General features: G+C 58.5%; 20 protein-coding genes. 7 read left to right on the forward strand and 13 right to left on the reverse strand.

What is annotated here, in order from left to right; genetic code table 11:
* Positions 1–63: 63 nt before the first annotated feature.
* The 10 genes from SJY29_RS08380 to SJY29_RS08425 form a co-directional block, all read right to left on the reverse strand.
* Complete coding sequence (locus SJY29_RS08380) at positions 64–504, reverse strand: cytochrome c-type biogenesis protein (protein WP_110279037.1); 441 nt, start codon at positions 502–504, stop codon at positions 64–66.
* Positions 501–2,477, reverse strand: coding sequence for a heme lyase CcmF/NrfE family subunit (locus SJY29_RS08385; protein WP_400088695.1), 1,977 nt, complete (start codon positions 2,475–2,477; stop codon positions 501–503). The genes SJY29_RS08380 and SJY29_RS08385 overlap by 4 nt, the downstream gene beginning before the upstream one ends.
* 75 nt (positions 2,478–2,552) lie before the next feature.
* Entirely contained in the window at positions 2,553–2,756 is a 204-nt protein-coding gene (locus tag SJY29_RS08390) for a pseudouridine synthase (protein WP_400088697.1), read from the reverse strand.
* A complete protein-coding gene (locus SJY29_RS08395; RefSeq protein WP_110279039.1) occupies positions 2,746–3,246 on the reverse strand; it encodes a holin family protein in 501 nt (166 codons plus the stop codon). The genes SJY29_RS08390 and SJY29_RS08395 overlap by 11 nt, the downstream gene beginning before the upstream one ends.
* Positions 3,237–3,848, reverse strand: a complete 612-nt coding sequence (locus tag SJY29_RS08400; protein WP_400088699.1) for a holin-associated N-acetylmuramidase — start codon at positions 3,846–3,848, stop codon at positions 3,237–3,239. Before SJY29_RS08400 ends, SJY29_RS08395 begins: the two co-directional genes overlap by 10 nt.
* Before the next feature lie 45 nt (positions 3,849–3,893).
* A complete protein-coding gene (gene ccmE / locus SJY29_RS08405) occupies positions 3,894–4,364 on the reverse strand; it encodes a cytochrome c maturation protein CcmE (RefSeq protein WP_110279041.1) in 471 nt (156 codons plus the stop codon).
* Complete coding sequence (argC, locus tag SJY29_RS08410; protein WP_110279042.1) at positions 4,361–5,389, reverse strand: N-acetyl-gamma-glutamyl-phosphate reductase; 1,029 nt, start codon at positions 5,387–5,389, stop codon at positions 4,361–4,363. The genes ccmE and argC overlap by 4 nt, the downstream gene beginning before the upstream one ends.
* Before the next feature lie 37 nt (positions 5,390–5,426).
* A complete protein-coding gene (locus tag SJY29_RS08415) occupies positions 5,427–6,239 on the reverse strand; it encodes a glutamate racemase (protein ID WP_110279043.1) in 813 nt (270 codons plus the stop codon).
* Positions 6,217–7,128 (reverse strand): lysophospholipid acyltransferase family protein, encoded by a 912-nt coding sequence (locus SJY29_RS08420; RefSeq protein WP_400088702.1) that lies wholly within the window; start codon positions 7,126–7,128, stop codon positions 6,217–6,219. The genes SJY29_RS08415 and SJY29_RS08420 overlap by 23 nt, the downstream gene beginning before the upstream one ends.
* A gap of 69 nt (positions 7,129–7,197) precedes the next feature.
* The gene (locus SJY29_RS08425) at positions 7,198–10,614 is read right to left on the reverse strand and encodes an indolepyruvate ferredoxin oxidoreductase family protein (protein ID WP_400088703.1); all 3,417 of its coding nucleotides are present in this window, start codon (positions 10,612–10,614) and stop codon (positions 7,198–7,200) included.
* Positions 10,615–10,770: 156 nt separating this feature from the next.
* Between SJY29_RS08425 and SJY29_RS08430 the strand changes: the two genes are divergently transcribed.
* The 4 genes from SJY29_RS08430 to grxD all read left to right on the forward strand — a co-directional run bounded on the left by SJY29_RS08430 (position 10,771) and on the right by grxD (position 14,973).
* Positions 10,771–11,676 (forward strand): LysR family transcriptional regulator, encoded by a 906-nt coding sequence (locus tag SJY29_RS08430; RefSeq protein WP_400088705.1) that lies wholly within the window; start codon positions 10,771–10,773, stop codon positions 11,674–11,676.
* 373 nt (positions 11,677–12,049) lie between these two features.
* Positions 12,050–14,209, forward strand: a complete 2,160-nt coding sequence (purL, locus tag SJY29_RS08435) for a phosphoribosylformylglycinamidine synthase subunit PurL (protein WP_400088706.1) — start codon at positions 12,050–12,052, stop codon at positions 14,207–14,209.
* Positions 14,210–14,307: 98 nt separating this feature from the next.
* Positions 14,308–14,544 (forward strand): BolA/IbaG family iron-sulfur metabolism protein, encoded by a 237-nt coding sequence (locus SJY29_RS08440; protein ID WP_110279048.1) that lies wholly within the window; start codon positions 14,308–14,310, stop codon positions 14,542–14,544.
* 69 nt (positions 14,545–14,613) lie between these two features.
* Complete coding sequence (grxD, locus tag SJY29_RS08445; protein WP_400088709.1) at positions 14,614–14,973, forward strand: Grx4 family monothiol glutaredoxin; 360 nt, start codon at positions 14,614–14,616, stop codon at positions 14,971–14,973.
* A 35-nt stretch (positions 14,974–15,008) separates the two neighbouring features.
* On the opposite strand, the gene SJY29_RS08450 is transcribed toward grxD, so the two are convergent.
* Both SJY29_RS08450 and SJY29_RS08455 read right to left on the reverse strand, forming a co-directional pair.
* Positions 15,009–15,395 carry a cell division protein ZapA gene (locus SJY29_RS08450; protein ID WP_110279050.1) on the reverse strand — a complete coding sequence of 129 codons (387 nt, stop codon included), beginning with the start codon at positions 15,393–15,395 and terminating at the stop codon, positions 15,009–15,011.
* Positions 15,382–15,852 carry a hypothetical protein gene (locus SJY29_RS08455; protein WP_400088711.1) on the reverse strand — a complete coding sequence of 157 codons (471 nt, stop codon included), beginning with the start codon at positions 15,850–15,852 and terminating at the stop codon, positions 15,382–15,384. Before SJY29_RS08455 ends, SJY29_RS08450 begins: the two co-directional genes overlap by 14 nt.
* A 261-nt stretch (positions 15,853–16,113) precedes the next feature.
* On the opposite strand from SJY29_RS08455, the gene tkt reads away from it, so the two are divergent.
* Complete coding sequence (gene tkt / locus SJY29_RS08460; protein WP_400088713.1) at positions 16,114–18,132, forward strand: transketolase; 2,019 nt, start codon at positions 16,114–16,116, stop codon at positions 18,130–18,132.
* An 18-nt stretch (positions 18,133–18,150) separates the two neighbouring features.
* Positions 18,151–18,696, forward strand: a complete 546-nt coding sequence (locus SJY29_RS08465) for a DUF4329 domain-containing protein (protein WP_400088715.1) — start codon at positions 18,151–18,153, stop codon at positions 18,694–18,696.
* Here the strand turns inward: SJY29_RS08465 and SJY29_RS08470 are convergent.
* Positions 18,693–19,490 carry a phytanoyl-CoA dioxygenase family protein gene (locus tag SJY29_RS08470; protein WP_400088717.1) on the reverse strand — a complete coding sequence of 266 codons (798 nt, stop codon included), beginning with the start codon at positions 19,488–19,490 and terminating at the stop codon, positions 18,693–18,695. The two genes, SJY29_RS08465 and SJY29_RS08470, sit on opposite strands and share 4 nt — an antisense overlap.
* Before the next feature lie 218 nt (positions 19,491–19,708).
* On the opposite strand from SJY29_RS08470, the gene gap reads away from it, so the two are divergent.
* Positions 19,709–20,710, forward strand: a complete 1,002-nt coding sequence (gap, locus tag SJY29_RS08475) for a type I glyceraldehyde-3-phosphate dehydrogenase (protein ID WP_400088719.1) — start codon at positions 19,709–19,711, stop codon at positions 20,708–20,710.
* Positions 20,711–20,750: the final 40 nt, after the last annotated feature.

Here is a 20,750-nt window from a genome sequence, read left to right on the forward strand (position 1 = left end):
GATCCCTTAACAGTTTCCCGACACTCTAGTGAACTGATCCGTTTAGGAAAGCACTACGGCACGTCACGACCGCAGTATTTTCTCCAGTTCCGCTTGTTCGCTCTCGGATAAGGCTGGCGCTGTTTCGCGTTTGGCGCGAATGGTGGACCACCCGACGCCCAGTGCGATCAGCAGCAGCACAGGTGCCGCAAGCCACAGCAGGATATTGGCACCCTCGGTCGTCGGCCGCAGCAAAACAAACTCACCATAGCGCGCAACCAGAAAATCAACCGCTTCTTCGTCTGTATCACCGGCAACCAGTCGTTCACGCAGCACGATCCGCAGTTCTTTGGCCAGGGCCGCGTTGCTGGCATCAATATTCTCGTTGCGGCAAACCGGACAACGCAGGCCTTGCGATAGATCCCGCGCGCGCTCTTCCAGAACAGGATCGTCAAGGATTTCACTGGGCTCGACGGACCAGACAGGCCCACCGAGCAGAAGAAGAATGAGCAAAAGACGCTTCATTCCGCAGGCACCGCCCCGACAGGGGTTTTCTTGGCAGAAGCCGCGCCCACCCGCAAACGCCGGTCAGAGAGCGAGAAGCAGCCGCCAAGCGCCATCAGGATCGCGCCGCCCCAAATCCAGTTCGCAAAGGGTTTGAGGTACACGCGCACCGCCCAGCCGCCATTTGCCTGCGGATCACCTACGACAACATAGATATCGCGTACAAAACCGTTCAAAATCGCGGCTTCGGTCGTGGGCATGTTCGCGACAGGATAGAACCGCTTTTCAGGGTGCAGATCGCCGACCTGCCTATCGCCGCGCCAGACCGACATATCGGCCATCGTGGTCATATAGTTCGGCCCTTGTAGTTGGTTGACGTCATCAAGACGGAACTCGAACTGGCCAACGGTCCATGCGTCGCCGATCTGGGCCACGCGGATATCTTCCTTTTGCCACGCCAGCATCGCGGCGATGCCAAAGATCGTCACACCCATCCCGATATGCGCCGTCGCCTTGCCCCAATCCGCGCGCGGCAAGCGCGCGATGCGGCGCAGGCGCGACATCAAACCGTCACGGCCACTGCGCAACCACAGATCAAGAAGTGCGCCACCGACGACCCAAACACCAAGCGCCACACCAACCGGCCCCAAGGCCGAGTTGCCGCTCTGTACAGCGTAGACGAGTGCCGCAATGGCGACAGATAGCACAAGCCAACCCACCAGTGACTTTGACGCCCGCGCCAGATTTCCGCGCTTCCATGCCAGAAGCGACCCGAGCGGCAAGACAATCGCCAGCGCCACCATGAAGGGTGTAAAGGCCGCGTCAAAGAACGGTGGTCCCACGGAAAGCGTCCGGTCAAAGAGCATCTCGGCCACCAGTGGCCAGATCGTCCCGATGAACACTACAAAGCAGCTTACTGACAACAGAATGTTGTTCAGGATCAGCGCGCTTTCACGGCTGACGGTCGAGAAGACGCCTTTTGATTCCATCGCGCCTGCACGGAAGGCAAAGAGTGTCAGCGCACCCCCAAGAAATACCGCGAGAATGATCAGGATCAGCATGCCCCGCTCCGGGTCGTTTGCAAAAGCATGCACCGAGGTCAGCACGCCCGAGCGTACAATGAACGCACCAAGCAGCGAGAAGCCAAAGGCCATGATCGCCAGCAGAATTGTCCAGCTTTTCAGCGCCTCGCGTTTCTCCACCACAATGGCCGAGTGCAGCAACGCGGCTGCGATCAGCCAAGGCATGAAAGAAGCGTTCTCGACCGGATCCCAGAACCAGAAACCACCCCAACCCAGCTCATAATAGGCCCACCAGGAGCCGAGCGCGATGCCAACGGTCAGGAACATCCAGGCCGCCAAGGTCCACGGACGGACCCAGCGGCCCCAGGCGGCGTCGACGCGCCCCTCGATCAGTGCGGCGATCGCGAAAGAGAAAGACATGCTCAGGCCGACGTAGCCGAGGTACAGGAACGGCGGGTGAAAGGCCAAACCTGGGTCCTGCAAAAGCGGGTTCAGGTCGCGCCCGTTCAGGGGTGGAACTTCCAACCGCAGGAACGGGTTCGAGGTGAACAAAACAAAAGCGAAAAACGCGACACCTATTGCCGCCTGCACCGACAGCACCCTTGCGCGCAATCGCGCCGGCAAACCGTCACCAAACCAAGCGGCGCACGCGCCAAAGAGCGTCAGGATCACCATCCAGAGCAGCATCGAGCCCTCATGGTTACCCCAGACACCCGTGATCTTGTAGATCATCGGTTTGTCGGTGTGGGAGTTCAGATAGACCAGCTGCAACGAAAAGTCGGATGTCACAAAGGCCCATGTCAGCACCGCAAAGGAAAATGCGGTGAGCAGGAATTGTACGGTGGCCGCGGGTTCGGCCATAGCCATCCAGCTTGCGTTGCCACGGTGCGCGCCGATCATCGGCACGATCATCTGGAAAATGGCAATGCCAAAAGCCAGAATCAGAGCGAAGTGTCCAAGTTCTATCAACATGAACTATAGATAACGCATTTATCTGGCAGGCAACATACCCGAGCGGTCACATATGCGGTACATTTTGGCGCAGGCCTATAGCGCCAGACCACCGCCCACAGCATAGGTCAGCCCGGCCATCAACAGCCCGCCAACCACCAGCCGTACCAACCATTTGAGCGTGTCTTCAATCGCCCCAAGACGGCGGGCCACATTGGCCCTGTGCACCTCATCCACCGCATTACGCATCTCAAGCGCGACGATACGGCGCTCGAGCTGGCTGGCCCAGTTATTCTCCATTTTTGGCCTGCCATTCCGACAGTGCCGGATTATCGGCGGGCCGTGCAGACGGAGCCTGCAGCGCCTTTGACACACTCAGGCTTTGCACCACAGAGCGTTGAAATTCCTGCGATTTCACCTGATGGCGTGCGCCAAAATAAAAACTTACAATCGCCCCCATCAGCCACCAGAGTGGTTCCGGCACCAGCGCAAGGCCCTCCATCCCCTTTGCAAACTGCGTGGGGTTTTGCAACGCCATCGCAAAGAGCCAGATTGTCCCCAACGCAAGCGCAGGACGCGGCAGACGGTTCAGCCCGTCAACGATCCGGTCAAAGAGCCCGCGCTGCGGACGCGCAAACTCGGCGGCAAGCTGTGTCAGGCTGTCTGTGCGTGCCGACGCATCCCGCACCGCCCCGTTTTCCGCGTTTTCACGGAATATCTGTGCCGTCTCGACGATCACATTGCGATTATCACCAAAGAGAAACGACATCACGGTTGGAATCAGACCCATTGTGCAACCCTCGCTTTATGTTGTGCTTCTGTCAGGTGATAGCGGGCGGCGATGAACTCCTCGGCCCGCTTGATCCAACCGCCTTTGCCCCCGTCACGGCGCATCGCATATTTGCGGCTGGCCGGACGCCTGTCGGCCAGATCATAGTAATAGTTGCGCCGCGCAATCCCGTAGGCATCAACCAGATGATCGGGGGCAGCGTCCATCGCCTGACGGGCCGCCGCTATCGTTTTAGGCCCGATGATCCCGTCAACGGTCACCTCAATCCGCATATCACGCAGCAAGCGTTGCAGGATTTTCACCGCATTGGCCCCTGCGTTCACATACATGTCGAAAACACTGGCATGAAGCGGCACAGGCAGACGGTCAATCCGTGGCCCCCGAAAATAATGTTCCACAAAAATCGACACCGCATGGGCGCGTGTCAGCACGCGCACATCGCTGCTGTCAATCTGGCCGTCCTTCGTCAGATCAAGCCCCAAACGGCGCATGGTATGTACTGTTACGCCAAAATTGGTCGGCCCGCCGGGATCATCGGGGTCGTTTACATAGCCGCCTTCGCGGTCCACGATATCTGTGGCAATTTCGGTGACTGTCGGCATATTCGCCCCTTCCGTATGGATGGGGCAAAGCCTGCTCTCAATTCGTTAATTCGTGACGATAGCACCGTCCGGATCAACATAGAGACCCTGTTCCTTCAGCGCATCGAGCACCTCGGAAGGCATGTAGGTCTCATCATGTTTTGCAAGAATTTCAACGGCTTCAAAGCGACCGTTGATGTAGTTCCCTTGCGCAACCATGCCCTGACCCTCTTCAAACAGATCAGGCAGGATGCCGGTGTAGACCACAGGCACCACAGCGCCACCATCCGTCACTGAAAAGCTGACCTGCTCGCCCTGACCGCGCACGAGCGAGCCTTCAGCAACCAACCCGCCAATGCGGAACCGCTCATTGGGTGGCGGCGGTGCTTCGGTGACTTCGGAAGGCGAGCGGAAGAACTGGAAGCTGTCATCAGGCAGGAACCAGAGAAGCGCGAGAACGAGCGCAACACTCACCCCCGCCATCGACATGACCTGAACGCGGCGGCGCTTCTTGAGGCTCTTGAGACCACCCGTCATGGGAACACCGGCGCCATCATCAGGCCCTCTGTTTCAGGCAAGCCCAGCATCAGGTTGGCGTTCTGGATCGCCTGCCCCGAAGAACCCTTGGTCAGGTTATCAAGGGCTGCAATCACGATCGCGCGTCCCGGAATACGGTCGGCCACGACACCGATATGACAGAAATTCGATGCCCGGATATGTTTGATCGACGGATGTTGTCCCATCGGTAGTACCTCAATAAACGGCTCATCCGCATAAGCGGCTTTCAACGTATTATATATAACGTCAGGATCGCCTTGCACATAGGTGGTGGCCAAAATGCCGCGGTTGGCGGGAATCAGATGCGGCGTGAACTGGATCTTCACAGGCCGACCGGCAATGGCCGAGAATTCCTGATCGAACTCACCAAGGTGCCGGTGTGTCCCCCCGACCGCATAGGCATGCGCCCCTTCTGACAATTCTGCGTGCAACAGGTTTTCCTTCAGACTACGCCCTGCGCCCGATACTGCCGCTTTTAGATCAAGGATGATCTGATCCAGATCAATCACGCCCGCCTCGATCAACGGGCGCAGCACATATTGGCCTGTGGCCGCGTTACAGCCCGTGCCCGCAACCAGCCGCGCCGCTTTGATGTCTTCACGGTAAAACTCGGTCAGGCCATAAACCGCTTCTTTTTGCATTTCGGTCGCCGCATGGGCTTTGCCGTACCACTTTTCATAATCGGCAGGGTCGCGCAGCCGGAAATCTGCGGACAGATCAACGATTTTGAGCGTTTTGGGCAGTTCCGCAATCACGGCCTGCGATGTGGCATGTGGCAAAGCACAGAACACCAGATCGACTCCGTCGAAATCCATGTCCTCAATGGTGGTCAGTACAGGCAGATCAAGATGGCGCAGGTGCGGGAATACATCGGCCATGGCCATGCCCGCTTTGGAATTGCCCGACAGGCCCACGATTTGCAGGCCGGGGTGTGTTGCGATGAGGCGGACAAGTTCGGCACCGGTATAGCCGGAAGCGCCCAGAATGGCGACGTTATAGGTCATTTGGTTATCCCTCAGGATGAAAAGGTCTTGAAATCGGTTATGCGGCGGTAAAGGTGATTTTCCGTCGCAGAAACTGGGTCGCCCGATTGGACACGCGGTCCGGATCACCCGTTGTCAGAAAGGCAGAGTCCATCCCCGGGCCGACCATCTCGGGCCGGCGCTGCAGGTAATCGGCAAGGCTCTCTGCGACCAGATTGGCCTGACTGAAGACTTTAACATGCGGGCCTAGGGCGGCCTGAAATGCCTCTTCCATCAGGGGGTAATGGGTACAGCCCAGTACCGCCGCATCAGGTTCCGGCATCTTGCGCTTGAGCGCATCCACATGGCTGCGCACCAACGCCTCGGCAAGGATCATATCGCCATCTTCGATGGCATCGACAACACCGCCACAGGCCTGCGCCTCGACATCCACGCCGATCGCGCGGAAGGCCAGTTCACGCTGGAATGCGCGGCTTGAGACCGTGGCAGGTGTGGCAAACAATGCGACATGCTTCACATCGACTTCGCGTGGTGGCGAGTTGTCGCCCCATTGCCGTTCGGTCAAGGCCTCGATCAGCGGCACAAACACGCCCAAAACGCGCTTGCCTTCGGGTACCCAGCCCTCTTGCATCCGGCGCAAAGCGGCGGCCGAGGCCGTGTTGCAGGCCAAAATCACCAGATCACAGCCCGCATCAAACAGGCGCTGCGTGGATTTGGTGGTCAGGTTGTAAATATCATCCGGCGTGCGCACACCGTAAGGCGCATGCGCACTGTCACCCATGTAGACAAGCGGAAGATCAGGCAGGCGTTTGGCCACAGCGTCCAGCACCGTAAGCCCGCCAAGACCACTATCGAATATGCCCACTGCCATTGCTGCGTACCTTGTATTTCGCTTCGAACTCATGCCCCAGGTGGGTCGGGTCCACCGGGCTTGTGCTCAACTCATACGTGGCTTTACGCAGAAAATCCATGCATCCTTTGGGGTCTTTTTTGAAACGCTCCAAGGTCGCTTGCGGGATCGGTTCACCGATGACTACGCGGACGGGTTTGTTGATCTTGGCCTTGAATTCACGGATGAACATGCCCGTGCGCAGGGTGCTGTGCAGGTGGCTGGCCAGTTGGAACAGGCGGCTGTTGTGCCCTTCGAAAAACACCGGAACCACTGTTGCCCCGGATTTCGCCACCATCTTGGCGGTAAAGGTGCGCCAGCTGGGGTCCATCGGCTTGGAAAAGGGCGTGGCCGAAGTGGACACCGTCCCGCCCGGGAAAATGCCGATCGCGCCGCCCTCTTGCAGGTAGGCAATTGCTTTCATGCGGGTTTCAAGGTTCAGCTTGGCGGCTTCTTTGGTCTCATCAAAGGAAATCGGCAAGATAATCCGTTCAAGATCGGCCGCCCGCCGGAAAATCCGGTGCGCAAGCACACGAAAATCGCCCTGCCTGCGCTCGCAAAGGATACGACCCATCATCAGCCCATCAAGTATCCCGTAGGGATGGTTGGACACCACAATCAGCGGCCCCGTGCGCGGGATATTCTCAAGCGACCCGCCAATCACATCCAGTTCGACACCATAGCGGGTGCACATGACCTCCCAGAAATCCGCCCCCGCCGCGACCTCGGCGCCATAGCCTTTCGCCTTCCGGATCAGCCGCAAGCGCCCCGTTGCGTTCTCCATGACACGGATGACCGCACGCCCGGAACGGCGCTTGGCGGACGAGGCATAGGTAATATCACGGGCGGCATCACGGTCGGTTGCAGGCATGGCAGGGTTATCCAAGAAACGATTCCGGGTCGTTTACCTGCCAAATACGAAAATACCATGACAAAGTGACTATTCCGCCGCCTGCTGCATCGGGGCCGCCCGCAAGACCGCCAAAAGCTCTTCGCGGCGCTTGGCAGCCTTGCGCGCATTCGTCTCTTTTACCGGACCAAAGCCACGAATTTCACGGGGCAAGGCCGCCAGGGCCATCGCCGCATCCCGCGTGTCAGGCCGCATGATTTGCAGGACTTCGGCCATGTCCGCCTCGTATTCCTTGATCAATGCGCGCTCCATCCGGCGCTCGGCTGTGCGCCCGAACGGATCAAAGGGCGTACCACGGAGAAATTTCAGCTTCGCAAGCTTCGGAAACGCCCATGCCATGCGCTGGCCGAATTCCTTTTTGGCAGGCCGCCCGTCTGGGCCTGTCTTGGTCAGCATGGGCGGGGCAAGGTGATAGGTCAGCTTCAGATCGCCATCAAACTCGGCTTTTGCCTTTTCTTCGGTCTGCGTCAGCAGGCGTGCCACCTCGTATTCATCCTTGTACGCCAAGAGCTTGTGATAGCCTGTTGCGACCGCAGCGCGCATCCCGTCATCCATGAAACGGTCCACCATCTTACGATACCGCTTGGCCAACCGCTTGCCCTGATAGGCCACCAGATGCGCCTCGCGGAAGGCGATCTTCTCGGCCGTGGATTTGGGCAATGCTACAACATTCGGCGTCAGCAAAGCCTGCGCATCCGCCGGATGCAGATAGGCCCAGCGGCCCAATTCGAAGGCACGGATATTGCGCTCCACAGCAGCACCATTCAGCTTAATCGCTTGCAAGATCGCATCGTAACCCACTGGAATTGCGCCCAATTGCCATGCCGCCCCAAAGACCATCATGTTTGAATAGATGCTGTCGCCCAAAAGCGCCTTGGCCAGATCGGAGGCATCAAACATCGCCAAACCATCCGACAAACGCGCCCCGAGCGAGACCTTCAATTCATCACTTGGCAGCCGGAATTCGGTATTACGGGTGAAATCGCCAGTGATGATCTCATGGCTGTTTACCACACCTTTGGTGCGCCCCGTTTTCATCAACCCCAGCGTTTTGGCACCCGCAGAGACAACCAGATCACCGCCAATCAGCGCGTCACACTCACCTGTTGCGACACGGATCGCGTTGATATCGCTCGGCTTCTCGCCGATCCGGCAATGGATATGCACAGCACCACCCTTTTGGGCCAGCCCCGCCATCTCCATCATGCCCGCCCCTTTGCCGTCGATATGCGCGGCCATCGCCAGCACAGCGCCGATGGTCACAACGCCGGTGCCACCAACACCCGTAATCACGACATTATGGGTGCCATTGATCGCAGGCAGCACAGGGTCCGGCATGTCGGGCAGATCAACATCCGCTGTCGCCTCCTTGCGGATTTGCGCGCCTTCGATCGTCACAAAGGACGGGCAGAACCCTTTGACACACGAGAAATCCTTGTTGCACGACGACTGGTCAATCGCGCGCTTGCGGCCGAGTTCCGTTTCAACAGGCACGATGGACACACAGTTGGATTGCACCCCGCAATCGCCGCAGCCCTCGCAAATGTCGGTATTGATAAAGACCCGCTTGTCAGGATCAGGAAACTGCCCGCGCTTGCGGCGGCGGCGTTTCTCGGCAGCGCAAGTCTGGACATAAACTATGGCAGACACACCCTTGTATTTGCTGAACTTCTCTTGGACGATTGGCATCTCTGCCCGCTCATGCACATCCAATCCCTTGGGAAAGCGTGCAAGGTCGATATCTTCTTTCTCATCATAGACAAGGGCCACGTTGCGCACCCCCATCGCCTGAATTTCACGGCAAATCTGATCGGCCGTCAGCCCGCCATCATTGCCCTGACCGCCAGTCATGGCCACCGCGTCATTATAGAGGATCTTGTAGGTGATATTGGTTCCCGCCATCAGCGCGAACCGAATGGCCTGCACGCCTGAATGGTTATAGGTACCGTCGCCCAAGTTCTGGAACACATGGTCGCGGGTCGAGAACGGCGCCTCGCCGACCCAGTTCGCGCCCTCGCCCCCCATCTGCGTGAAGCCCACGGTTTCGCGGTCCATCCACTGCACCATGTAGTGACAGCCAATACCTGCGTAAGCGCGCGATCCTTCGGGCACTTTGGTTGATGAGTTATGCGGGCAGCCCGAACAGAAATAGGGCAACCGCTGCGCAATCTCGGGCGCGTTGTCGGCGCGGCGCGCCTCGGCCAGTTGCGCAAGGCCTGCCTCAACACCCGCCGACCCACAGCCCTCTTCCACCAAGATGCCGCCCAGTTTTTCGGCGATCACGATGGGGTTCAAGTCCGCCTTGGTCTGGAACACCTCTTCGCGGCGCCCAGCGGAATGTTCATCGCCCTTGTGCCAGCCGTAAACGCGCCGCCCGTTGCGGTCGTCAAACAGCGCCTCTTTGACCTGCACTTCGATCAGCTTGCGTTTTTCCTCGATCACCACAATCAGGTCGAGCCCTTCGGCCCATTCATGGAACGACGCCATATCCAGCGGCCAGACCTGACCTACCTTATAGGTGGTGATGCCCAGCCGTTCGGCCTCAGCCTCATCAATATTCAGCAATGCCAGCGCGTGCTGCAAATCCAGCCAGTTCTTGCCAGCCGCAACAAAGCCGATTTTTGCACCGGGCTTGCCCCATTTGCGCTGGTCCATCTTGTTGGCCCTGCTGAACGCTTCGGCGGCAAAGCGTTTGTGGTCAATCATCCGCGCCTCTTGCAGCTGCGGCGTATCGACAAGGCGGATATTCAAACCACCTTCGGGCAAATCCAGCTCGGGGCGCACAAAGGACATCCGGTCGGGATCACCGTCTACCACGGACGTGACCTCGATTGTGTCTTTCATCGTCTTCAGGCCCACCCAGACACCGGCAAAGCGTGACAGCTCCCACGCATAAAGCCCGTAATCGAGAATTTCCTGCACACCTGCAGGCGACACAATCGGCATATAGGCATCAATCATCGCCCAGTCCGATTGATGCAGCGTGGTCGAGCTTTCACCGGTATGGTCATCGCCCATCGCCATGATCACGCCGCCATGTGGCGACGTGCCTGCCATATTGGCATGGCGCATCACGTCACCCGAACGGTCCACACCCGGCCCTTTACCGTACCACAGGCCGAAGACACCGTCGTATTTGCCTTCACCCCGAAGCTCTGCCTGCTGGCTGCCCCAAAGGGCGGTCGCAGCAAGATCTTCGTTCAATCCGGGCTGGAATGTAACCTGCGCGGGTTCCAGCACATCACGTGCGCGGGTCATCTGCATATCAACGGCACCCAGCGGCGATCCGCGGTAGCCGGTCACATAGCCTGCAGTATTCAACCCCGCCTTTTCGTCCCGCGCGCGCTGCATCAGCATCAGACGTACAAGCGCCTGCGTGCCGTTCAGCAAAATCTGGTGTTTATCCAAATCATAACGATCATTGAGCGATACATTCTGATGGGTCATCCCGCACCTCCCCGCGCGTCGAATACCCCTCAACTATAGGTCAAAATTACTGACCTACAAAGCACAAAATAAATCAGATCGTGGTTTGCATAAAAACATCCGTTTCGGGTAATGTCTGTAAATCAAATACAAGAAATTATTTTTAAAAAGGCCGTTATGGACTGGGATAAACTAAGAATCTTTCACGCCGTCGCGGATGCGGGATCGCTGACGCACGCCGGAGATACACTGCACCTGTCGCAATCGGCGGTCAGCAGACAAATTCGTGCGCTGGAAGAATCACTCAACACAACACTGTTTCACCGCCATGCGCGCGGCCTGATCCTGACGGAACAGGGCGAATTGTTGTTTGACGCCACCAAAAGCATGAACAAACGGCTCGAGGCCGCCTCAGCACGCATCCGTGACAGCGAAGAAGAAGTATTTGGCGAATTGCGCGTCACCACGACCACCGGCTTTGGCACGCTCTGGCTCGCCCCGCGCCTACCCAAGCTCTACGAACTCTACCCTGATCTGAAAATCGACCTGATGCTGGAAGAACGCGTCCTTGACCTGCCCATGCGCGAGGCTGACGTGGCGATCCGCATGAAAGAGCCATCACAGGCAGACCTGATCCGCAAGCGGCTGATGTCGGTCAGGATGCGCCTCTATGCGTCGAAAACTTATCTGGAAACCAACAAAGCGCCAGTCGAGATATCGGATATCTCTGACCACAGGCTGATCTGTCAAAGCCTCAATTCCATTCAGGTCGCTGCGGGGGCAACACTGCTGCAACACCTGATGACCTATGACATTCCCAATACCTTTACGGTAAACAACTATTTCGGGGTGCTACAGGGCGTCATCAACAATATCGGCATCGGCGTCCTTCCTGACTACCTGACCGAGGATTTCCCTGATCTTGTCCGCGTCCTGCCGGATCTGGAAAGCGGCGAAGTGCCCGTTTTCCTCGCATATCCCGAAGAATTGCGGCAATCCAAACGCATCGCGGCCTTTCGCGACTTCGTGCAGGACGAGATTTTCACGCATCGGCGGAAAATGCGCGTAGCGGTCGAAATCTAGCCCGAGACAACCCTAAGGAGAATTTGGCTTCAAAAACAACGCCAAAGCCCCTCACGAATGTAAACCGAGCCGCAAGCTATGCATTGAGGACATATCGGCATTGCGAAAATTTGACCCATTTTTTCTTGATTGGTCAAAAAACGCACCCTATTTGATCTCTCGAAGGCGACGATGCGATAGCGCTCATCACCTTCACCTCCCTGTTGGACTTCGCCGGGCCTTGTGCCCGGCATTTTTTTGGGGCCGTGCGGTCCGTGCCGGCATTCCAGAAATACTGCATCTTCATGTTTCTAAAGCGCACAAATCAACAGCTCTCTTTCCCTCCTACGCGCAACCCCGTAAAACACGCGCGACTCAAGCGCGGGGGACCAAGATGCAAGAGCCAGCAATCACCGAAGACCTGATCGCAGCCCATGGGCTTTCGCCTGATGAATATCAGCGCATCCTTGAGATCATAGACCGCGAACCCACCTTTACAGAACTCGGCATTTTTTCGGCAATGTGGAACGAGCATTGCTCTTACAAGTCGTCGAAGAAATGGCTGCGGACCCTGCCAACGACAGGCCCCCAAGTGATCTGTGGCCCCGGAGAAAACGCAGGTGTCGTTGATATCGGTGACGGGCAAGCAGTGGTTTTCAAAATGGAAAGCCACAACCACCCCAGCTACATTGAACCTTATCAGGGGGCAGCCACAGGCGTCGGCGGCATCCTGCGTGATGTCTTCACCATGGGCGCCCGCCCGATTGCGGCGATGAACTCGCTCTCCTTCGGCGAGCCGGCACATCCCAAAACTCGGCAGCTGGTCAACGGCGTGGTCGCCGGTGTCGGCGGCTATGGCAACTGCTTTGGCGTGCCCACCGTGGGCGGCGAAGTGCGCTTTGATCCCGCCTATAACGGCAACTGCCTTGTGAATGCCTTCGCCGCAGGCCTCGCGGATGCGGACAAGATTTTCTACTCCGCCGCCTCCGGCATTGGCATGCCTGTGGTTTATTTGGGCGCCAAGACGGGCCGCGACGGTGTCGGCGGTGCGACAATGGCCAGCGCCGAATTCGACGACACCATCGAGGAAAAACGCCCCACCGTGCAGGTCGGCGATCCCTTCACCGAAAAACGCCTGATGGAGGCCACGCTGGAGCTGATGGCCACCGGCGCCGTGATCTCGATCCAGGATATGGGCGCCGCTGGTCTGACTTGCTCTGCCGTGGAAATGGGCGACAAGGGCGGTTTGGGTGTGAAACTCAACCTGAATGCCGTTCCCCAGCGTGAAGAGAATATGACCGCATATGAGATGATGCTGTCCGAAAGCCAGGAGCGCATGTTGATGGTGCTCAAGCCCGAGCTTGAGGCCGAGGCGCGCGCCGTGTTCGTCAAATGGGACCTCGACTTTGCCATCGTCGGCGAAACAATCGCAGAAGATCGTTTCATCATCGAGCACAATGGCAAGATCATGGCCGATCTGCCCTTGGCCACCCTCTCCGGCTCTGCCCCCGAATACGACCGCCCGTGGGAACCCACACCCCCTGCGGCCCCATTGGGCGAGGTGCCGGGTGTGCATCCCATCGACGGGCTGAAGGCGCTGATCAACAGCCCCAACTATGCAGGCAAACAATGGGTTTATGAGCAATATGACCAGCAGGTCATGGGCGACACCGCGCGCACACCCGGTGCCGGTTCGGGCATCGTGCGGGTCCATGGCACCGAGAAATCGCTTGCCTTCACCAGCGACGTAACCCCCCGCTATGTCAAAGCCAACCCCGTTGAAGGCGGCAAACAGGCGGTGGCCGAAGCCTACCGCAACCTGACCGCCGTGGGTGCGACCCCCTTGGCAACGACCGATAACATGAACTTCGGCAACCCCGAAAAGCCCCAGATCATGGGGCAATTCGTGGGCGCGATCCAAGGTATCGGCGAGGCTGTCAAAGCGCTCGACATGCCGATCGTATCGGGCAACGTGTCACTTTATAATGAAACCGACGGCAAGGGCATTCTGCCCACGCCTACCATCGGCGCCGTCGGTATCATCCACCACCCCGATCACATGATCACCGGCGATATCCGCGAAGGCCATGTGCTGCTGGTGCTTGGCGAAACCGCAGGCCACCTCGGGCAATCCGCGCTGCTTGCGGAAGTTTACGGTCGCGCCGAAGGCGATGCGCCTCCCGTCGATCTTGCCGCAGAGAAAGCGCATGGTGATTTCATCCGCGCCAACCACGCCTATATCAAGGCTTGCACCGACCTCAGCGACGGCGGTCTGGCCCTTGCGGCCTTCGAGTTGGCCGAGGCGGCAGGGGTCGGGATCACGCTGGATGCCGAAGACACACCAACCCTCTTTGGCGAGGATCAGGCGCGCTACCTGATTGCCTGCAACTTCGATCAGGCCGAAGCACTGATGATCGCGGCCAGTCAGGCAGGCGTTCCACTGGCGACAGTGGGCAAAGTGGGCGGCGACCAGATCACCTTTGGCAGCCAGAGCGCACCGCTCTCAGAACTCAGCCGGATGTTCCGCACCTCATTTGAAAACGCGGTCGCCTGATTATCATCTTGCCCAAAATACTCCCGCCGGAGGCATCCCCACTTGTCCCCCGGCGCAAGCGGCCCTAATTTAGAACCAACCGACCAAAAGGACCGCAAATGCCTATCACCGCCTTCGAGATCGAGACCCTCCTGCGCGAAACCTTCCCTGACGCCACAATCAACGTGCAGGGTGACGACGGGTCCCATTTTGCTGCCGAAGTCATCGACGAAAGCTTTCGCGGCAAAAACCGCGTTCAACAGCAACGGGCCGTCTATGCCGCGCTCAAAGGCAAGATGGATGGCAGCAATGGCGAGTTACACGCGCTCGCTTTGACAACCAAAGCGCCCAACTAGCCCAAATTTTTCAAAAATTTGGCCCAAAGTCTTCAAAGACTTTGACGCCGAGCAAGAGGACCGAAGAACATGACAGCCCAAGACAAGATCAAAAACACCGTCACAACCAACGATGTGGTTCTTTTCATGAAAGGCACCAAAAGCATGCCGCAGTGCGGGTTCTCGTCCCGTGTCGCAGGCGTTCTGAATTTCATGGGGGTCGAATATGCCGATGTGAACGTGCTGGCCGATGACGACATCCGTCAGGGGATCAAGGACTACTCTGACTGGCCGACCATCCCGCAGCTTTACGTCAAAGGCGAATTCGTCGGCGGCTGCGACATTATCACGGAAATGACGCTTTCGGGCGAACTCGACACGCTGTTTTCAGAAAGCGGTGTCGCCTTCGATAAAGACGCGGCCGAAAAGATCCGCGAAGCAAACAGCTAACAAAGAAAGAGGCGGGCGCCCTGCCCGCCTTTTGTCTATCGCGCCTCGACCTGATCCGCCAAAGCTTCGGCCCGCGCCGCGATCTCTGCCAAAGCATCCGTCACAGCCGCAGGCACCACAGGCACCTCGACACGCAGGGGCGCAGGTGCCGGTTGGCTTTGCAGGTTTTCCATCTGCGCGCGCATATTGGCCGCTTCTGTTTCCAGCTGCCGCACCTTGTCTTCAAGTGATGCGGTCTTATCCGCCAGCATCAGACCGGCCATCAAAAGCATGCGCCCCTCGGGCATCCGGCCAATCTGATCCGCCAGATGGCTGGCTTCCGCATCCAGCATCGCCGCAGCGGAATGCAGGAAATGCTCTTCACCGTCCTGACAGGCGACCTCAAAGGTCCGCCCCCCGATAGCAATCTCAACCTGCGGCATGGGATGTCTCCTCGATCAGGGGCTTCAATTCGTCCAGAATGGCATCAATCTCGGCCGCATCGGCAGAACGCTGTGCGCTCAGAGCCTCGATTTCGGCATTGATCGCCGCATCATGCAATTCCGGCGCAAGGCCTGTGGTCACAGCCTCGCGCAGCTTTGCATTCATCTCGCGCAACTGCACATTCGACGCGCGCAATTGCTGCAACTCCTCGTCCAGCTTCATCAGATGCTTGCTTTGTGTCTCTGCACGCAGGGTCAGGCTGGCTACCTGCGTATCCTGCCGCTCTTTCAGGACACGCACACGTTCAACCAGTTCGGCATTTTGCGCGCGCTCCTGATCAAGCGCCGCTTGCAACGCGGGATCGGCGGCAGTCTGCCCACCGGCGGCATCAAGGCCCTGCCTGATCCGGTCTAGCGCTGCGGTGATGCGGCTTTCCAATGTACTGATATCACTCATCCGCCCGTCCTTTCATGGCGCAACAGGCGTGCCCGTCTTTGCCATCGTCTTTGCAACTAGTTGTTTTTCGGCCCGACTGCCCCGGCCGAGAGAGCCGAATTGTGCCTGTTGAGAACAAGCGTATGCCAACAATGGCCCTGCCGCAAACCACAGCGTGCCAAGAATATGAGTAACTTAGCCGTCACGCTTGATCTTGGGTTCGGTCCTGATATGACGCTGCCAACGCCTGACGTTCACCATTCGTAAATAGGACCTGATCACTTGGATATTGCAGCCCTGCGCACCGCACACCCCGACCACTGGATGAAAGCCACCGCCATCCGTACCCTCACGCTGGATGCGGTCGCCGCAGCGAACTCCGGCCACTCCGGCATGCCGATGGGCATGGCCGACGTGGCAACTGTGCTATTTGAAAAACACCTCAAGTTCGATCCCAAAGCACCACACTGGCCAGATCGGGACCGCTTTATCCTGTCCGCAGGCCACGGCTCGATGCTGCTCTATTCCCTGATGTATCTGACCGGATACGAGGATATGCCGCTTGAGCAGATCAAGGACTTCCGCCAATGGGGTGCCCGCACCGCAGGCCACCCTGAATTCGGCCATGCGCGCGGGATTGAGACAACGACGGGTCCACTTGGCCAGGGGATCGCCAATTCGGTCGGTTTCGCCATCGCAGAGGAAATCCAGCGCGCCACATGGGGCAAAAAGATCATTGATCACCACACCTACGTCATGGCCGGCGACGGCTGCCTGATGGAGGGCGTGAGCCAGGAAGCGATTGCGCTGGCCGGTATGCAGAAACTCTCGCATCTGATCGTGTTCTGGGACAACAACAACATCACCATCGACGGCACCGTCGATATCGCCGACATCACCAACCAGCCGATGCGGTTCGAGGCCTCGGGCTGGCACGTCCAGTCCATCGACGGTCATGATCCAGAGGCCATCGACGCGGCCATCACCGCGGCCAAGAACGACCCCCGCCCGTCGATAATCGCCTGCAAGACCCATATCGCATTGGGCCATGCGGCACAGGACACCTCCAAAGGCCACGGCGCCCTGACCAACGCCGACCAGTTGAAAGCCGCGAAAGAAGCCTATGGCGCGCCGATGGGTGATTTCGAAGTCGCCGCTGACGCGCTCAAGCAATGGGCCGAAATCGGCGCACGCGGGGCCAAGGCCCATAAAGAATGGCACGACCGTTTCAACGCGCTCTCGGCCAACAAACAGGCCGAGTTCAAGCGCATCTATGCAGGCGAGGCACCCAAGCGCCTGTCAGCCACGATCCGCGCGCTGAAAAAGCAGATCAGCGAAGGCGCCCCTTCGGTCGCAACCCGCAAGTCAAGCGAAATGACTCTCGAAGTCATCAACCCGATCATGCAGGAAACCATCGGTGGTTCGGCGGACCTGACAGGATCGAACAACACGCTGACCAAAGACATGGGCACCTTCCACCCGGATACCCGCAAAGGCCGTTACATCTATTACGGTGTGCGCGAACACGGGATGGCAGCGGCCATGAACGGTATGGCGCTGCACGGCGGTGCGCGCGCCTACGGCGGGACGTTCATGTGCTTCACAGATTATGCACGCGGCGCGATGCGTTTGTCCGCGCTGATGGGCGTGCCGACGACTTATGTCATGACACATGACAGCATCGGTCTTGGCGAAGACGGGCCCACACACCAGCCTGTCGAACACCTCGCCATGCTACGGGCCACGCCAAACATGAACGTCTTCCGCCCTGCCGATACGGTGGAAACCGCAGAGGCATGGGAAATCGCGCTCACATCGCAGAAAACGCCCAGCGTGCTGGCCCTGACCCGTCAGAACCTGCCAACAGTGCGCACCGAGCATAAGAACAAGAACATGGTCGCCCAGGGCGCCTATGTGCTGGCCGATGCCGAGGGCAAGCGCCAAGCAATCCTGCTGGCCACAGGCTCTGAGGTCAGCATCGCGCTGGCCGCGCGTGATCTGTTGCAGGCTGAAGGGATCGGCACCCGCGTTGTGTCAATGCCGTGCTGGGAACTCTTCGAAGAGCAGGAAGAGAGCTACCGCAAGCGTGTCCTGCCTGGTGGCCCTGTGCGCGTCGCGATCGAGGCGGGCATCCGCTTTGGCTGGGACCGCTGGTTGTTCGGCGAGCGCGGCAAGCGCGAAAAATCCGGCTTTGTCGGCATGCACGGCTTTGGCGCATCTGCCCCGGCCGAGCGTCTGTACAAGGAATTCGGGATCACCGCCGAGGATACGGCCGCCAAGGTCAAGTCTTTGATCAAATAAGCAATGAACGCCACTGCGATGACATGGATAAAAGTCGGCACCGCAGTGGCGACAATGGGGCTAGTAGCGCTTGTCAGCTGCACGCCCGACACACCGCCCATTGTTGCATCAACCGACGACGTTGACGTTTTTGCAAGAACGGTGCTGAACAGCGTGCAGGCGCGGTCGATTGCGCAGAGCCGCGAATATTGCGGCTATATCTTTCTCACGACGGATGGCGGGATGGCCGCAACCGCGCCAAGGGCCGGTCAGGAAGACTATTGCGATCTGCCCGCCCCCGCAGCAAACGTCATTGCCTCTTACCACACGCATGGCGGCTATTCGGACGTCTATGACAACGAGGTGCCTTCGCTTGATGACATGCGGGGCGATATCGAAACGGGGATCGACGGTTATATCAGTACCCCCGGCGGACGACTGTGGCTGATCGACCACGAGCTGCGCATCGCACGCCAGCTGTGCCGCGCGCCCTGCGTCATCACGGACCCGAATGACAATCCGGACGACGCAGGTTACGTGCCGCGCAGCTTTACGCTGGAAGCACTCGAAGCACGGTTCGACTAATCGCGGCTGAACAGCACAGGAAACCAGTCTTCGCGCAGCTTTTGCCCAGGCACCATGTCATGCCCCGGAAACGGTGGCGATGTAGGACCCGGACGCGCGACATAGCGCGCATCATCACCCAGCAGACGCAAGGAAAAAGCCCGGCGACGCGCCTTGGCCTCATTGCCGCGTGCCCCATGCAGTATGCGGTAGTGAAACGCCACCGCATCGCCCGGTTCCATCGCGAATTCAACAATCTCCATCCCTTCCGCATCGGGATCGGGTACCGGCATGAAATCCTTGTCATCGGGATAAAAATCCGTCTCTGACAGCCACCGCGTCGGCAAGACCTCTTTGGGCCATTTGTGCGATCCTGCGACACAGCGCAGCGAGGCTTCGCGCACAGGATCAAGCGGCGACCAGAAGCTCACGGTCTGCTGACCTTCCACAAAATAATAGGGGCTGTCCTGATGCCACGGCGTCGGCTTCGAGGTGCCGGGCTCTTTGACCAGCACATGATCATGGAAGAGCTGGCAGGTCTGCGACCCCATCAAATCTGCGGCCACCTCGGCGGCAGGCGAATGGCGGGCAGCATCTTCAAACGGGGAAATCCGGTTCCAGTTGCAGTAATCGTCGAAAAAACGCCCTGCTTCACCGTCATGCAGGTTTTCGGCGGCGTAGGGCCCGGGCTCTGCCATATTGGTGGCAATGCCTTCACGCAGCGGCTCTACCCAATCGGCAAACAGGCCCTTGATCAGGACAACCCCGTCGCGCTGGTAGGTCTCGATATGGTCTTGCGTAATGAGCGGATGCATCTGGTGTCCTTTCAGCTGCCCCTTCTTACGCAATCAAACCATGATTCGACAGCCGCCCTGATTGTTTGCGTTAACATCCCTTTGGTCCGCAATCGCGTTATCGCTAACACCAATTGTTATCGTTAACATATTGATGAATAAAACGTTTTTCGTTCCCCTCGGACGTACACCTGCGTATACCACTTGCAACGACGACAGAGCGGCAAGGAACTTCAGCTATGACAGTGACCATCGGGATTAACGGGTTCGGGCGTATCGGACGCTGCACTTTGGCCCATATCACCGAGGCCGCGCGCAACGATGTGCAGGTCGTCAAAATCAACGCCACCGGCCCGATTGAAACCAACGCACATCTGCTGAAATACGACAGTGTGCACGGCCGCTTTGGCAGCCCGATCACTGTGAAGGGCAACACAATGGATCTGGGCCGCGGCCCGATTGATGTGATGTCGACCTACGATCCCGAAGAGCTTGATTGGGATGGCGTCGATGTGGTGCTGGAATGTACCGGCAAATTCAACGATGGTCTGAAATCCAACATCCACCTGACGCGCGGTGCGAAAAAGGTTCTGATCTCGGCCCCCGCCAAGAACGTGGACCGCACCGTCGTTTACGGCGTGAACCACCGCGAACTGATCGCAACCGAAAACATGGTGTCGAACGGGTCCTGCACGACCAACTGTCTGGCGCCGCTGGCCAAAGTCCTGAATGATGCCATCGGCATTGAACGCGGCATCATGACAACGATCCACAGCTATACCGGCGACCAGCCGACACTGGACCGCCGCCATAACGATCTTTACCGCGCGCGTGCCGCCGCAATGGCGATGATCCCCACCTCTACCGGTGCGGCCAAGGCACTGGGCGAGGTGCTGCCGGAACTCGCAGGCAAGCTCGACGGCACGGCAATGCGCGTCCCTACCCCCAATGTCAGCGCCGTAGACCTGACGTTCGAGGCCGGCAAGTCCGTCACCGTCGACGAGGTCAACGCCATTGTCGCCGAAGCGGCCTCTGGCTATATGGGCATGGTGATGTCCTACGACGACGAGGCAAAGGTCAGCATCGACTTCAACCACACCACCGAAAGTTCGATCTTTGCACCGGATCAAACCAAGGTCGTGGGCGGCCGCACCGTGCGGGTGCTGGCATGGTATGACAACGAATGGGGCTTTTCGGCACGTATGGCCGATGTTGCGGCCACCATGGGGCGCTTGCATTAAACACAACCTGCAAGGCACAAAACGCTGCAAGCCCGCTCAC

The sequence above is a fragment of the Yoonia sp. R78084 genome (assembly GCF_044595625.1).
Lineage (GTDB): Bacteria > Pseudomonadota > Alphaproteobacteria > Rhodobacterales > Rhodobacteraceae > Yoonia.